This is a genomic window from Bacillus sp. FSL R9-9530, assembly GCF_038008145.1.
In the GTDB taxonomy this organism is placed as follows: domain Bacteria; phylum Bacillota; class Bacilli; order Bacillales; family Bacillaceae_G; genus Bacillus_A; species Bacillus_A mycoides.
In genome coordinates, this window is sequence record NZ_JBBOYO010000002.1 from 28,046 (window position 1) to 42,969 (window position 14,924).

Sequence of the window (14,924 nt, forward strand, 5' to 3'; positions counted from 1 at the left end):
TTTGCACTTGAATAAATGCAAGTTAGAAAATGAAATTGAATTTCTATAACGTATACATAGGAAGCCATCCTTTTAAAAAGGAAGTGATTTATCATACAAATTCATGCTGTGAAAATACCAAAGAATATTGAAAATCATTTGTTTAATCAATTTAGTAACTTGATTTCAAATGAGAAGAGAGAACGAATGAAGCGTTTATTAAATTTATGTGATATTAATAGGACTTTGATAGGAGATTTATTAATCCGTTCCCTAATTTGCCAAAAATATAAAATTAATAATGAAGAAATTAAATTTATATATAATGAGTACGGAAAACCTTTTGTTCAAAATTTTTCTGACTTTCACTTTAATATTTCGCATTCAGGAGAATGGGTGGTCTGTGCCACTGCTAATTCTAATGTAGGTATTGATATTGAAAGAGTTTCAGACATAGAGGCTCTTAAATTAGCAAATGAATTTTTTTCAGAGGAAGAATTTTATGATTTATCTAATATGAATTCTGATGAACAAATCAATTATTTTTTTGATTTATGGACATTAAAAGAAAGCTATATAAAAACGATTGGTAAAGGACTTTATATCCCGTTAAATTCATTCACTGTAAAAAAAGAGTCACGAACCTTAATTTCATACAAGAATATAACCCAAAACTTTTACTTTAGACAATATAATATTGAGCCAAATTATAAGATATCTGCTTGTGCAACACGTGATGAATTACCGAATGGGATAATAATTAAAGACATTTATACAATTGGCCAAAATATAAACAAATTTTAAAATAAGGAGAAAATCTATGAAAAAGATTAAACTTTTTTGCTTTCCACATGCTGGGGGCTCTGCGTTTAGTTACTCGAAATGGAAAAATCACTTTAATCCACATATTGAAGTAATCCCAATAGAGTTAGCTGGTAGAGGATATAGAATTGAAGAAAGCCTGTACCAGAGTATGGAAGAGGCTGTAAATGATGTCTACAATAGTATAGTTAAGCAACTAGATAATTCGCCCTATATTTTATATGGGCATAGCATGGGAAGTTTGATCGCCTATGAATTAGCTAGAAAAATACAGGATTCTAATAATGTATTGCCTGAATTTCTTGTTTTGTCCGGTAGAAATCATCCTAATAGTAAGATGAAAAATATTCGACATAACCTACCCGATGAACAATTCAAAAATGAAGTTATTGTTATGGGTGGTACATCGTCAAAGGTGTTTCAATCAGAAGAATTATTGGGGATTTTTCTCCCTATTCTAAGAGCTGATTTTAAAATCGTGGAGACATATATACATGACTACAACATGAAAGCATGTGATGTTGATTTTCTGATTTTAAATGGAAAAGACGATGAATTTACTATATATGAAGAGGTGAAAAAATGGGAGCAATACACAAATAAAATGTGTACATTCCATTCCTTTGAAGGTCAGCATTTCTTTCTACATGAAAATATAGAAGAAATAGTAAGCATAATTACAAGAAAGTTCGATTCTCAAAGATCTTCAATTTATGTTGAATATAATAATTGAATAGAGCTATAGGAATTTTCACGAACTCTCAATAACAGATTATGATGACATTCCAAATAACTTAGGTACCTAGCTTTATTTTAGGTGGACTTCACCAGGGGGTGAAGTTTTCTTTTTTATTTTGGTTAATTATTTGATAGGATGATTTATTGTCTTTTGTTTTTTTGTAGGATAGTTCTTCTTGGCACAATTCTCGTTTGTCAGTCTTTTTGGTACTCTTCAGCTAAGTGAGATGGATATGATGAAATAGGAGGACCAATTTTAAAGTAGGATAAGCTGGTTTTTGAAATCGGTATACAGTTCTTTAATAGATATAGTTTTTGTAACATGTCTTTATCTATTGGGTGAAGCATGCGATCTGTCATAATGAAATAATTGTGATGATAGATAAATACTTTCCCTTCAGGTAGAATCGTGTAATTAGATAAATTCGGATAAATAGGTGGTCCGTCTGAAAATTCAGCTAAAATACGTTGCGAAACTTTAATAATTTCTTGAACTGAAAATTTAAATTTGCGAAATGCTATCGTGTTAATAAATGGACGTTTTTGATTATTTTCTATATAGAATAATTCTCCTTTTTCATTTTTTACAACACGTAAATTTGGTATGGGTTCTGTAAGAGTTATAGGTGGTCCTTCTGTATATTTGTAAATAAATGGTTCAGGAATTGGGACAATTTGATTTTGATTATATTTGAAGTAAGAAAGCATTTCTTTTGATAGGGGCCTACGTTTATAATTATCAACTAAAAATACGTCACCTTGTGAATTTCTAAGCAATATACCATTTAAATCTTTAGATGGGAGGTTGGCATATAGATTTTGGAAGGAAAAAGGTGTTTTGAAGGTAATATCGAGCACTTTGTTAATAGGATAGAAAGGTTGGAATGTATTTAGACGTTTCCAAAACATTGCATCTCCATTAAACCAATATAGAGGATCGGTCTCCCAATAATTACTGTATTTTTGATAAACCTTTAATAAAATTCTTCTTGTATGCATAACTGAACAGTGATCCACAACATTTGCAGCTGTATATAAAATTTCCGAGGCCTTCCTTACATATTCATGAGTAGGTTGTAGATTATAATCAACACATTTTACGTGCTGAGAAGAATACACCACATCTATTTCAGGACTATTTTGTAAGAAAGATAACATTTCAGCTAATCTATTTGGAACGTACAAAGTATCGTCAGTTAAATAGCAAATATAATCTCCGCGTGTTAATGGAAGTGCCTCATTGATGAGCGTTGCATATCTTGTGGTTTTGTATCTCTCATTATCTTGAATAAAACTATTCTTATAATAAATTCTAGGGTCATCTAAATACTTTTTTATGATATTTATAGTATCTGGACATGAGTTATCATCCATAATAAAAAGTTCCCATTCATTCAAAGTTTGCATTTGAACACTTTCAATAACTTGATTAATTAAAGAAGGCTTATTATAGCTAGTAAGGATAATTGAAATTAGGGGTTTCAAAGTCGTCACCTCTTCCTAATAATCTGAATCATTTATTAATTATCATTGAATAGCTATTGAATTTAATAAAATACAATGGCTGGATTGTAATAAATGCTTTTATTAATCGAATCTTTTGAGTTAGCTGTTCTTATTTATAAAAAGTTAATGCGCTTTTTGAAGTGAAACCTAATAAATGATTATAATCTTTCATTGATACCTTCCATTTTTGCGCTTGAATAGTTTATTACCTTTTCATAGATATGGTATGGACTATAGCGGATTATACGAAAGATGCAAGGGCAAATAAGATTACTACTTTATCTTTTCATATATATATAAATCTTTTTTAAAATTATAGGAACGGTTCGTCCTTTCTGCTTATATAATAACGTAACTGTTTTGTATTTAATGATAAGGAGGAGAGTAATATTTGCCTAAAATTACAGTTATTATGACAAGTTATAATAAGCCCACATTTGTAGAAAAATCGATATTAAGTGTATTAAACCAAACTTTCCAAGATTTTGAACTTTTTATTATGGATGATGATTCTAACGAAATGACTCAGAAAGTGATTCAACCATTCATAAACAAGAAAAATGTACACTTTTATAAAAGTAATGTAGCCCATATTTCTGAACGAACAAAAAAAGTCAGATATGCTGCTTTAATTAATGAGGCACTTAAACATGCAAAAGGGGAGTATATTACTTATATTACAGATGATAATCAATACGAAAAAGAGCGACTTAGAAAGATGTCTAGTTATCTTGATGAGAATAAAGATGTTCAAATTACTTATTCTGCATCAAAAACGATTCATCTAGATGAGGCAGATTTACCTATTAAAACTGTTAAAAGACCTGCCAAAAAAGTTACTAATAATGCTCCATGTACAATTGATCATTGTTCTATTATGCATAGAGCCTCTGTTTTGCCGATTCTTGAAAAAAGGTGGAGTTCTTACTGGGATGAAGATCCTCAGTTTTATCGTATAGGAGATGCACGCTTTTTTTGGAGATTAAATCATTATTGGGATTTTTATCCTTTAGATGAAATTTTAGATATCAATTATATTACTTCACTTTCAATACATGCGCAGTTATTTGCGGAAGAAAAAAATGAATTTGTACAATTATTACCACCACAAAGAACGTGTAAAGAATTAAGAGAAGACTTAAGAAAAAAAAGAGGGTGAAATGTTGAGTGACATCTATTTGAAAAATTATTGGTTATTAAATCTAGAATATATAGATATTTTTTCTGAATTAAAGCATTATAATGTTCCTTTACCATTACTGAGTAATTTCTATCAATATTTAGACGAAGATGTAAAAAATAAAATGAAAGAAAAAGATTTTTATAAACAACTGTCAATTGAACCTATAGAGGAAACAAAGTTGCAGTTAGAGTTTGAAAAAAGAATGTCTTCATTTCAATCGAAGATAAAAAGAATAAATCAAAATGGAGCGATTCTCCTGAATTCAGATTATCTCCGTTTTTCATTAAGTAATTTTACTCACTTTAATCCAAATCATACAAAGATATTAACTAGATCAAAAAAGACAGAACTTTATGGTCTTCCTACAATTTGTGCACCAGATTATATAAATAAAGCCCCTAATACTGCACATGTTTTCATCGAAAAGGCTAAAAAAATCTATTCACAGTTTAATAAACATCCACTATTTTCAAACATGTTTTTTCAAAAAAAATTACTCAGTGACCTCCCTATTATGATAGAGAAACTTAATATGGCATATTTCATTTTTAAAGAACAAGTTATTTCTGATGTGATTGTTGGTACAACGGAGGATATAGCAAGCAGAGCTCTTACTTTTCTCTCTAAAAGCGAAGGGATACCGAGTTATTGTCTTCAGCATGGTGCGATAATGGGTGAAGAAGCATACTTTCCAGTTTTCGCTACAAAACAGGTCGTATATGGAAAATATGAACGAGGTTGGTACCTTCAAAAAGGGGTCAGTGAATCTCAAATTGAGATTATAGGACATCCCAGATATGATGACATCTTCGATAGGGCATATATGGATAAAAAGAATCTTTGTAAACAATTAAAAATAGACCCCTCTACAAAAGTGGTTTTTATTGCAACACAGCCATTTAAAACTTCATTCTATATCGAATTGACAGAAAAATTAGTGAAAGACAAAAATATCACAGTTATTATAAAGCCTCATCCTTGGGAAAAAGGGCGTAACCTAGTGGGAGAATATGTTCGGTTAAGTAACGTATATCCTAATGTTAAATATATAACAAATGAAGTGAACATGTATGATGTTATTTTACATGCGAATCTTGTGGTTATTTCTAATTCAACAGTAGGGTTAGAGGCAATGTTATTAGATATACCTGTAGTTGTTTATAAATCGTTATTAGAGGATAGAGATTATAAATATTATGATAAATTAGATTGGCTTGTAAATCACTCTATTGAAGATATGGTGTGCACGATTGAAAAAGTCTTAAACGATTCTTTGCAGTCAAGTCTAGCAAAAGAATTAAGACAACAATTTATTAGTGAAAATTATCCACAAGAAGTAAGCACCAAAAGGTTGCAAGGCTTAATTCAAAGCGCACAAGGATAAACAGTATTTTAAAAAAGGAGGTATTTATATCTATGTTTTTTAAAAATAAAGCCGTTTTAATTATTGGTGGAACAGGAACAATTGGAAAAAGCATTCTTTCTAATGTTTTAGAGGGACAGCCAAAAGTTATAAGAGTTTTTAGTAGAAGTGAATATAATCAATTTTTATTACAAGAAGAGTTCAGGAGTGAAAATAAAAATATTCGCTATTTAATTGGGGATATTCGAAATTATGATCGACTATATAGTGCAATGGAAAATATTGATTATGTGTTCCATGTTGCGGCGATGAAGCATGTTTCATTTTGTGAATATAATCCGTTTGAAGCGGTATTGACCAACATTTTTGGAACTCAAAATGTAATAAAAGCAGCAATTGCCCAGAAAGTAAAAAAGGTAATTTTCACAAGCTCTGATAAAGCAATTTCACCAACAAATAATTACGGTGCAACAAAACTAACAGCTGAAAGATTGATAACATCAGCGGAATATTCAAAAGGATCTAGTGAAACAATATTTGCAAGTGTCCGTTTCGGAAATGTTATGGGATCCAGAGGTTCTGTCATTCCTTTATTTCAAAATCAAATCAAAGAAAATAAAAAAATAACTGTAACAGATCTAAGTATGAGCAGATTTATGATGACACTGAAACAGGCAACAATGTTAACAATTGAAGCAATGAAAATAGCAAAGGGCGGTGAAACCTTTATATTAAAAATGCCAGTTATCTCATTAAAGGATTTAAGTGAAGTGATGATAGAAGAAGTTACAAAGTTGTATAGTTTGTCCAAGGATAGCATTACGGTTGAAGAGATTGGATTAAAACCTGGTGAAAAAATGTATGAAGAACTTATGACACATGATGAATCGTTACAGGCTTTTGAATTACCAGATATGTTTATTATTCCAAGTCCATTAAAAAAGGGTGCTCAATATGAAAATGCTAAAAGAGCGAAGCCAGGATTTTACCGCTCAGATTATCAAGATGCGATTTCAAAAGAAGAGCTGAGAAATTTAATTATAAAACAGCAATTACTAACAGGAGGGGAGAAACTATGAAAATATTAGTAACTGGTGGTGCAGGATTTATTGGTAGGTGGGTTGTAAATCGATTATTGCAAGATAAGCATGAAGTATGGATATTAGACAATTTAGCGAATTCAACTACAGCAAATATTATCGAGTTCGTTCATGATTTAAACTTGAAGCAATGTATACAAGGAGATATTAAAGATAAAAAATTGGTTGACCAATTATTTAAAAATCATTCATTTGATCTTTGTTATCACTTAGCAGCAAGTATTAATGTTCAAGATAGTATAGATGATGCTAGAACGACTTTTGAAAACGATACAATAGGTACTTTTAATTTGTTAGAACAATGTCATAAGCATAATGCAAAAATGGTCTTTATGAGTACTTGTATGGTCTATGATAAAGCTACTAAAATACAAGGAATATCAGAATTGGACCCGATTAAACCAGCGTCTCCATATGCTGGATCAAAAATTGCTGCTGAAAACATGGTTTTATCTTACTATTATGCTTATAAACTACCAGTTGTGGTTATTCGTCCGTTTAATACGTACGGACCATTCCAGAAAACCGGAGGTGAAGGTGGGGTTGTTGCCATTTTTATAAATAATAAGTTAGATAATGTACCACTAAATATTTATGGAGATGGGAAACAAACGAGAGACCTTTTATACGTTGAAGATTGTGCAGATTTCGTTGTGATAGCAGGCTATTCTTCAAAAGCAAATGGTCATATTATTAACGCAGGAACAGGACAAGATATATCAATTAATAAATTAGCAGAATTGATTTCGGGAAATAAATTAAGTATTAAACATGTAACTCATATTCATCCACAAAGTGAAATTCAAAAATTATTATGTAACTATAAAAAAGCAAAAACAATATTAAATTGGGAACCGAAAGTTTCTTTAGAAGAAGGAATTATTAAAACGGAAGAGTGGATTAAATCTTTAAAAATTAACCCTAAGGAGAAAGAATGATGGTCAGGGAAATTCTCGGTATACATGGGGGAAAGCCTGTAAGAGAAATATATTTGCCATATGGTCAACAACAAATTGATGAACATGATATTCAGGCAGTCGTAGATGTATTAAAAGGAGATTTTTTAACGACAGGACCAACGATTCAACAGTTTGAGAAGGCTATAGCGAAATACGTTGGGGCAAAATACGCAGTTTCTTTTTCAAATGGTACAGCGGCTTTGCATGCTGCCTGCTATGCAGCTGGCATCACAGAGGGAGACGAGGTAATTACAACTTCAATGACATTTGTAGCAAGTGCAAATTGTATTTTATACCAGGGTGGAAAGCCAGTTTTCGCTGATATAGACTATGAAACATACAATATCAGTACTAAGTCTATAGAGGAAAAGATTACAAACAAAACAAAGGCTATTATTCCCGTACACTTTACTGGGCAGCCTGTAGAATTAGATACAATAAAAAAAATAGCAAATGAAAATAACTTGATTATCATTGAAGATGCAGCGCATGCATTAGGAGCCACTTATAAAAACCAAAAGATTGGTTCAATTGGTGATATGACAATGTTTAGCTTTCATCCTGTGAAACATATTACAACAGGAGAGGGTGGAATAATTACTACAAATAATACTTTGCTTTATGAAAAGCTTGTTCAATTTCGTACACATGGAATTGAAAGGAATCCTCAAAAACTTCTTGATAATCATGGGCCTTGGTATTATGAAATGCAATTTTTGGGTTACAACTACAGGATGACTGATATACAGGCTGCTCTTGGCTTATCACAGTTAAGTAAATTAGATTCATTCATTAAAATTCGAAAGAAATATGTAGACATATATAATAAAGAATTTAGTAGTCTATCTGAAATCATCATACCAAAGCAATTACCTCATACTCTCTCAAGTTGGCACCTTTATATTATTCGGTTAAATACTAAATTATTGAAGTGTGATCGGAAAGAAATTTATGATGCTTTACAAAAAGAAAATATTGGTGTGAATGTGCACTATATACCGGTACATTTACAACCGTTTTATCAAAAGTTAGGTTATGAAAAGAACCTTTGTCCACAAGCAGAAGATTTATATGAGGAAATTATTACGCTTCCTCTATTTCCTAAAATGACTGAAGCTGATGTATGGGATGTAATAAAAGCAGTGAGAAAAGTTCTTTCTTTTTATAGAGTAGCTAAATATTAAATGAAAGGGGTGTTATGAAAATTGTCAAATAAAAAGTTGCTAAGAGCAGTAACAAAAGTGGATATTAGAAAAGGGGAAATCCTTACAACTGATAAAATAGATATGAAACTAGGTATCGTTGAAAATGCACTTACCCTGCTTGAGTCCGAGAAATTATTACCTCAAGTAGCGTTATATAATTTGCAAGCAGGAACTCCATTAACAAAAGAGAGTATTGAACCTCCGAAAGTAGCAATTATCGTACTTTGCCGATTAAAATCTACAAGGTTGCCTTTAAAAGCAATATTGCCAATACATGGAGTGCCCTCTATAGAACGATGTCTTATAAATGCATTAGCTATCCCAGGAGGACACCCAGTCATACTTGCTACTTCAGATGTAACACAAGATGATCCTTTAGATAATTTTGATTTAGATGGGAAGATTAAAATTTTCAGAGGTGATCCGGAAAATACCGCAGATCGCATACTCAAAGCTGCAAAACAAGAAAATGCAAACATTGTTATACGGATTACAGGAGATTGCCCTGTTGTATCACCAGAAATCAATAGTTATTTACTGGATCAACATTTGAAAAGTGGAACAGATTATACACAAGCACAGTTAAGTACGTTACCTGTCGGAACAGCAGGCGATATTTTCACATTAGAAGCAATCGAACGATTGCTACAAACCCCGAAAACCTTAACCTATACAGAATACCTTCCATTTTATTTTATAAATAATCCTCATTTATTCCGGGTCAATATAGTAAAACTCCCCCCTCCATTTTGTTATCCTTCTTGGAGGTTAACATTAGATGAACAACCAGATTTAGATTTGTTCAATGAACTTTATAAAAATCTTAATGTAAAAACCAAACCTATATATTTTCACCAAATAAAAGATTACATCCTTCGAAACCCTGAACTCATTCAAATCAATAGTCATGTGAAATTAAAATGGGCAAATCAACAATCATTAGTAGATGAGCTAAATAGAGAAACAAAATTATCAATCAATAAATTGTAGTACTTTTAACGAGGAGGGAGTAACTTGCTTGAGAAAAAAATTGTCTTTCGCGCGGATGCATCTATTGAAATAGGTACCGGCCATATTATGCGTTGTTTAACACTGGCTCAGGAGTTACAGAATAAAGGTGCTCAAATTTATTTCATTTGTCGTAGGCTTCAAGGTGATCTTCAGCAATATATTTTAAGTAAGGGATTCCACGTATTTTTATTAGATAGAAATGATGAAAATACTGAATTCTCAAGTACAGTATATGGGAGTTATTTGAATTGGCTAAAATGTCATTGGTTTGTTGATGCACAACAAACCAATGACATTTTGTCTCAACTCCCCCAATTTGATTGGCTAATAATTGATCATTATGGTTTAGATAAAAAGTGGGAGACTGTTTTAAGAAAAACTGTAAAAAAGATTATGGTAATTGATGATCTTGCAGATCGAGTACATGATTGTGAATTGTTACTAGATCAAAATCTATACGAAAGCCTTAATGAACGCTATAAAGAATTAATACCAGAGCACTCTTTAGTAAAATTAGGACCTAAATATGCCATATTACGGCCAGAGTTCCATTCTGCTAAGAAATTTTTGCGAAAAAGAACGGGTACGATTGAACATATTTTTATATTTTTTGGTGGACACGATGTAACAAATGAGACATTAAAAACGTTAAGGGCTATACAAAATATAAATAGTGGTACTTTAAAAATAGATGTGGTTGTAGGAAGCCAAAATCCTCATAAAAAAGATATTCAATCTTATTGCAGGAGCATTTCAAACGTTTCATTTTATTGTCAAATAGAGAATATGGAAGAGTTTATGATACGAGCGGATTTAGGGATAGGAGCTGGGGGCACAACAACATGGGAGCGCTGTTTTCTTGGATTACCTTCTATAACAATTACAACTGCACAAAATCAAATAGAAGTAACCAAAGCTGTGGCAGAGGCTGGAGCTACATGGAATATCGGTACAGCTGAAAGTGTTTCAGATGAAACCATCACGAAATGTCTAAACAAACTTTTAACAGATTCAGATAAAGTGAGAGAAATGTCTAATAAAGCTCTTGCCATAAAGTGTGCCAGTAATTCGGATGAAATAGCAAAAATTATTTTAGGAGGATAGTATGTTAAATATTGAAGATTTCCATTTGGAATGTATAGAAAAGAAAGATTTAAATCTTATTTTAAAGTGGAGGAATACAGAAGAAATTCGTTCTATTATGTACGAAAATCATAAAATAACAATAGACGAACACTTTAACTGGTTTGAAAGACTAAAGTTTGATGACACAAAGATTGCAAGAATATTGATATATAAAGAAAAACCTATTGGGTTTATTAATTTTACAAAGATAAATAAAATGAATCGAACTTGTTATTGGGGATTTTATATAGGTGACAAACAAAGCGTAAGGCGTGCTGGAACTGTATTAGGTATAGTAGCATTAGACTTTATTTTTGAAACAAATGGCATACAAAAGGTATGTGCAGAAATATTAGAATCAAATCGTATTAGTTTAAACTTTCATCAGAAACTCGGCTTCCAAGAAGATGGAAGATATGTGAACCATATTTTCAGGGATAATAAATATATCGACGTCATTACAATGACCCTGTTGCATGAACAATGGATGGAAAGGAAAGAAGCAATAAAAAAAGAACTTGAAGGTGAAAAATATGAGTAATATATATATTAGCGATAGAGAGATTGGCCATAACTCGCCGCCATTTATTATCGCAGAAATGTCGGGCAATCATAATCAATCATTAGATAGAGCACTACAAATTGTAGAGGCAGCTGCAGAGGCTGGAGCACAAGGATTCAAAATTCAAACATATACACCTGATACAATGACTTTAAATATAGAAACTGGTGACTTTTTAATTCAGGATACGAAAAGCTTATGGAAAGGTAAATCACTTTATCATTTATATAAAGAAGCATATACACCATGGGAGTGGCATAAACCAATTTTTGATCGCTGTACAGAATTAGGAATGATACCATTTAGTACGCCATTTGATGAAACTGCTGTAGATTTTCTAGAATCATTGAATGTTTCTTGTTATAAAATCGCATCTTTTGAAAATACTGATATTCCCCTCATACGTAAAGTAGCAGCGACAGGAAAACCAATAATCATTTCGACAGGTATGGCCTCGATTGCTGAATTAGATGAAACAGTAAGAGCTGCGAGAGAAGAGGGATGTAAAGAATTAATTCTATTAAAATGTACAAGTACGTATCCTGCATCTCCAAAATCTACAAATATAGCTACCATACCTCATATGAAGGAGTTATTTAAATGTGAAGTAGGTTTGTCTGATCATACACTTGGGGTAGGAGTATCTGTAGCAAGTGTTGCTTTGGGAGCAACAGTAATTGAGAAACATTTAACGCTTTCGAGGTCTGACGGAGGAGTTGACGCTGAATTTTCAATGGAACCTGCTGAATTTAAATTATTAGTAAGGGAAACTGAAAAAGCATGGGAATCTTTAGGGAATGTATATTATGGACCTACTGATTTAGAAAAAGATTCTTTGAAATTTAGAAGGTCATTATATGTTGTAGAAAACATAAAAGCGGGAGAAGTTTTCACGATTGAAAATATTAAAGCTATTAGACCAGGTAATGGCTTATTACCAAAACACCTATCCAAAATTATCGGAAAGAAAGCGAATAAGGATATTGAAAAAGGAACGCCTGTTTCGTGGGATCTTATTTGATAGAGTACAATTAGATACTACTAGGGATTCGTTGAATAAATTAAAATGCCTATTCAAGAAATTGAAAAGGCATTTTAATTTATTCAGAATGATTATAGAAGAAAAGATATTTTTAATTTAACCGCTCTTCCCGATAGAATTTTCCTTCCTCAAGCGTGTGCAAGGCGATAGCCCAACGGCAGGCGGGAGATGCATTTCGGTTGGCGTAAGCAACATATTTGCTATCATATACTTGTACAGATTGCTCTTTTAGAACTGAAGATATAAGGTTGTTGTAGGAAATTCGTCTACAACGTAAAGTCTTCAACGTTCTATCGTCCTACGCTACTGAAATATGCGAAAATCAAGCAGAGTAAGTAGCCTAGATGTGCCCAACGTACAAATACTATTTTTAAGGGGAGGGACTACCCTATTAGCTTGGTAAACATAAATGGCTAGTAAAAAGCACTTATTTCCCAAGAAGCTCCCACTTCAAGCGTCTGCTAAGTGGTGAGTAGTTCACTAACTTAATGAAGTTGTGATTGTAAAATAGCCGTTATAAAATTGATTCTCTCATGAAAAGTATGCTGTGTAATTACTTTTGTATGAATTTTTTCGACCATTAATCCCTTGAGAATCGTATCATTTAAATGAAAAGATATTTTATTTAAACAGTCATCAAAGCTGTTATAGGATATAATTTCATCTTTATTGAAGAAAGATGAAAGGTCAGATTTTTCTTCAATAATTTGAAAGCCTTGGCAAGCTGCGATATCAAACGTACGATTATTAATGGTATTACTTTTTACTCTATTTTTATTTTTATTCTGTGGAAATAGATAACTACGATGAGGATTTAATATAAGACTAGCGTTATTATAATAGAATGCAACTTCTTGAGGTGGAATCCATTCTTCTATAATCTTAATTCTTCGGTGATTCCGCCATTTTTTAAATAACTTATTTCTCCAATGTTGACCAATTATTGTATAGTGATAAGAGGTTTTTTCCAATAGAAACTGTATCAATTTTACTCGGGTTGGATAAGGATATCCAATGAACAATACTTCGCTTTTATATGTTGAATTTTTTAGACCAGGTTTAAATATATCTATATTAGTTGCTAATGGTAAGTGATATACATTGGTATATCCTAAACTTGTATAATATTTAAGTGCTTCGCTATCAATAGTAAATATAAAATCAAAGTTATTTAATTGAAGAAGAGAAGTATCTATATAAAATGGGTCCTCAGTTAACCATACAGCTAATTTAATGTTCCTATTTTTTAAATATTGAATTGCTTTTTGTGGTATATGATTACCTAGTAAGGTGAAAACAATATCAGGATGAAACGTTGCCGTAATGAAATCCAATTTCTCTATCAATTCCCATGGCTGTACTGCTAACCATTCAAAATTTTGATCGATAAGTGTACTCTGTATGCTTTGATCAAGATAATGGTAAATTTTTGAGTAACCAGAAGTAATGTATAATAGTTTCATATTTCAATCCCTGCTTTAGGTTTAAAATATTTTATATGATAAACGTAATACTTTCTATTTCTTTACAACTGATTTTAGTGATACTTGTAGTAGGAGGAGTAACTGAATTTTCCTCTTCTAATGTGACTATACAATTATTAGGATCAAAATTTGTAAAAATAGCGGGTCCAATAATATTTCCAGATTTACCAGTCACAGTAACAACTTCACCAGATGGTAAATGTTTAAAAATATGACATGCTCCACCTGAACAACGAAATAAATTGCATAAGAACAAATTTATCCCTCCTTTGAACAATATACTATATCATATGAAAGTATGTAGAATGTTGTGTAGACAAGTAACCTTTAGAAGGAAAATAAAAAGTAAATTAAAGCCAGTTATTGGAATGATAGATACAATAGAATAATACTTTTGGGGGTATATTGATTAGATTTTTTCATGAAAAAAGACATTCATTAGAATGTCTTTACTATGGATCGAATGCGAATCATCTTAAGGGGTGGTTAAAGTAACACTTTCAATATCTTCACAACTTATGAATATAGTATTGGTAGAAGAGGGGGTTATCACATCTTCTTCAACTAATACAACCGCACAAATATTCGGGAAGAAAAGTGAAAAAGTGGCCGGTCCAATAATTTGTCCTGATTTAGTGGTAATTGTAACAACTGTTCCTAATGGCCACGAAGAGAATAAAAAACAAGCTAAACCTGTACATTCTGCCATATTAAACCTTCCTAACTGTAAGTTTTAATTTATATAAAATAGTCCAAACATTTTATAGTATATGTAGTAACAATATGGAATGTTTGGACTATTTTATAACGTAGAAGACACACCTACTCCAAAACTAGAAGAAGCA

General features: G+C 31.7%; 15 protein-coding genes. 11 read left to right on the top strand and 4 right to left on the bottom strand.

What is annotated here, in order from left to right; translation table 11 throughout:
- Positions 1 to 108: 108 nt before the first annotated feature.
- Both MKX66_RS27920 and MKX66_RS27925 read left to right on the top strand, forming a co-directional pair.
- The gene (locus MKX66_RS27920; RefSeq protein ID WP_412097844.1) at positions 109 to 783 is read left to right on the top strand and encodes a 4'-phosphopantetheinyl transferase family protein; all 675 of its coding nucleotides are present in this window, start codon (positions 109 to 111) and stop codon (positions 781 to 783) included.
- A gap of 16 nt (positions 784 to 799) precedes the next feature.
- Positions 800 to 1,534 (top strand): thioesterase II family protein, encoded by a 735-nt coding sequence (locus MKX66_RS27925; RefSeq protein ID WP_326996913.1) that lies wholly within the window; start codon positions 800 to 802, stop codon positions 1,532 to 1,534.
- A 200-nt stretch (positions 1,535 to 1,734) separates the two neighbouring features.
- On the opposite strand, the gene MKX66_RS27930 is transcribed toward MKX66_RS27925, so the two are convergent.
- Positions 1,735 to 3,024 (bottom strand): glycosyltransferase family 2 protein, encoded by a 1,290-nt coding sequence (locus MKX66_RS27930; protein WP_326996914.1) that lies wholly within the window; start codon positions 3,022 to 3,024, stop codon positions 1,735 to 1,737.
- A 412-nt stretch (positions 3,025 to 3,436) separates the two neighbouring features.
- Here MKX66_RS27930 and MKX66_RS27935 point away from each other — a divergent pair, with 412 nt between their 5' ends.
- Genes MKX66_RS27935 through pseI form a run of 9 tightly spaced genes read left to right on the top strand, consistent with a single transcriptional unit; the run spans position 3,437 to position 12,574 of the window.
- A complete protein-coding gene (locus tag MKX66_RS27935) occupies positions 3,437 to 4,204 on the top strand; it encodes a glycosyltransferase family 2 protein (protein WP_326996915.1) in 768 nt (255 codons plus the stop codon).
- Between the two features lie 4 nt (positions 4,205 to 4,208).
- On the top strand, positions 4,209 to 5,612 hold the full coding sequence (locus tag MKX66_RS27940) for a CDP-glycerol glycerophosphotransferase family protein (protein ID WP_341087715.1): 1,404 nt from the start codon (positions 4,209 to 4,211) through the stop codon (positions 5,610 to 5,612).
- A gap of 32 nt (positions 5,613 to 5,644) precedes the next feature.
- Positions 5,645 to 6,670, top strand: a complete 1,026-nt coding sequence (locus MKX66_RS27945; protein WP_326996916.1) for an SDR family NAD(P)-dependent oxidoreductase — start codon at positions 5,645 to 5,647, stop codon at positions 6,668 to 6,670.
- Complete coding sequence (locus MKX66_RS27950; RefSeq protein ID WP_326996917.1) at positions 6,667 to 7,629, top strand: dTDP-glucose 4,6-dehydratase; 963 nt, start codon at positions 6,667 to 6,669, stop codon at positions 7,627 to 7,629. Before MKX66_RS27945 ends, MKX66_RS27950 begins: the two co-directional genes overlap by 4 nt.
- Complete coding sequence (pseC, locus tag MKX66_RS27955; protein WP_326996918.1) at positions 7,629 to 8,834, top strand: UDP-4-amino-4,6-dideoxy-N-acetyl-beta-L-altrosamine transaminase; 1,206 nt, start codon at positions 7,629 to 7,631, stop codon at positions 8,832 to 8,834. Before MKX66_RS27950 ends, pseC begins: the two co-directional genes overlap by 1 nt.
- Positions 8,835 to 8,855: 21 nt before the next feature.
- On the top strand, positions 8,856 to 9,845 hold the full coding sequence (locus tag MKX66_RS27960) for a cytidylyltransferase domain-containing protein (protein WP_326996919.1): 990 nt from the start codon (positions 8,856 to 8,858) through the stop codon (positions 9,843 to 9,845).
- A 24-nt stretch (positions 9,846 to 9,869) separates the two neighbouring features.
- A complete protein-coding gene (gene pseG, locus MKX66_RS27965; RefSeq protein ID WP_326996920.1) occupies positions 9,870 to 10,970 on the top strand; it encodes a UDP-2,4-diacetamido-2,4,6-trideoxy-beta-L-altropyranose hydrolase in 1,101 nt (366 codons plus the stop codon).
- Position 10,971: 1 nt separating this feature from the next.
- Positions 10,972 to 11,532 carry a UDP-4-amino-4,6-dideoxy-N-acetyl-beta-L-altrosamine N-acetyltransferase gene (pseH, locus tag MKX66_RS27970; RefSeq protein ID WP_326996921.1) on the top strand — a complete coding sequence of 187 codons (561 nt, stop codon included), beginning with the start codon at positions 10,972 to 10,974 and terminating at the stop codon, positions 11,530 to 11,532.
- Entirely contained in the window at positions 11,525 to 12,574 is a 1,050-nt protein-coding gene (pseI, locus tag MKX66_RS27975) for a pseudaminic acid synthase (RefSeq protein WP_326996922.1), read from the top strand. The genes pseH and pseI overlap by 8 nt, the downstream gene beginning before the upstream one ends.
- A 506-nt stretch (positions 12,575 to 13,080) precedes the next feature.
- Here the strand turns inward: pseI and MKX66_RS27980 are convergent.
- The 3 genes from MKX66_RS27980 to MKX66_RS27990 form a co-directional block, all read right to left on the bottom strand.
- A complete protein-coding gene (locus MKX66_RS27980) occupies positions 13,081 to 14,058 on the bottom strand; it encodes a CgeB family protein (protein WP_326996923.1) in 978 nt (325 codons plus the stop codon).
- Positions 14,059 to 14,089: 31 nt separating this feature from the next.
- Positions 14,090 to 14,335, bottom strand: coding sequence for a CGEA protein (locus MKX66_RS27985; RefSeq protein WP_341087726.1), 246 nt, complete (start codon positions 14,333 to 14,335; stop codon positions 14,090 to 14,092).
- Between the two features lie 219 nt (positions 14,336 to 14,554).
- Positions 14,555 to 14,788 (bottom strand): CGEA protein, encoded by a 234-nt coding sequence (locus MKX66_RS27990; protein WP_113769904.1) that lies wholly within the window; start codon positions 14,786 to 14,788, stop codon positions 14,555 to 14,557.
- Between the last annotated feature and the right edge of the window lie 136 nt (positions 14,789 to 14,924).

Coding starts and splice junctions, on each gene's coding strand:
- MKX66_RS27925 (WP_326996913.1), top strand. CDS start 800: ATGAAAAAGATTAAACTTTTTTGCTTTCCACATGCTGGGGGCTCTGCG.
- MKX66_RS27945 (WP_326996916.1), top strand. CDS start 5,645: ATGTTTTTTAAAAATAAAGCCGTTTTAATTATTGGTGGAACAGGAACA.
- MKX66_RS27950 (WP_326996917.1), top strand. CDS start 6,667: ATGAAAATATTAGTAACTGGTGGTGCAGGATTTATTGGTAGGTGGGTT.
- pseC (WP_326996918.1), top strand. CDS start 7,629: ATGGTCAGGGAAATTCTCGGTATACATGGGGGAAAGCCTGTAAGAGAA.
- pseH (WP_326996921.1), top strand. CDS start 10,972: ATGTTAAATATTGAAGATTTCCATTTGGAATGTATAGAAAAGAAAGAT.
- pseI (WP_326996922.1), top strand. CDS start 11,525: ATGAGTAATATATATATTAGCGATAGAGAGATTGGCCATAACTCGCCG.
- MKX66_RS27980 (WP_326996923.1), bottom strand. CDS start 14,058: ATGAAACTATTATACATTACTTCTGGTTACTCAAAAATTTACCATTAT.
- MKX66_RS27990 (WP_113769904.1), bottom strand. CDS start 14,788: ATGGCAGAATGTACAGGTTTAGCTTGTTTTTTATTCTCTTCGTGGCCA.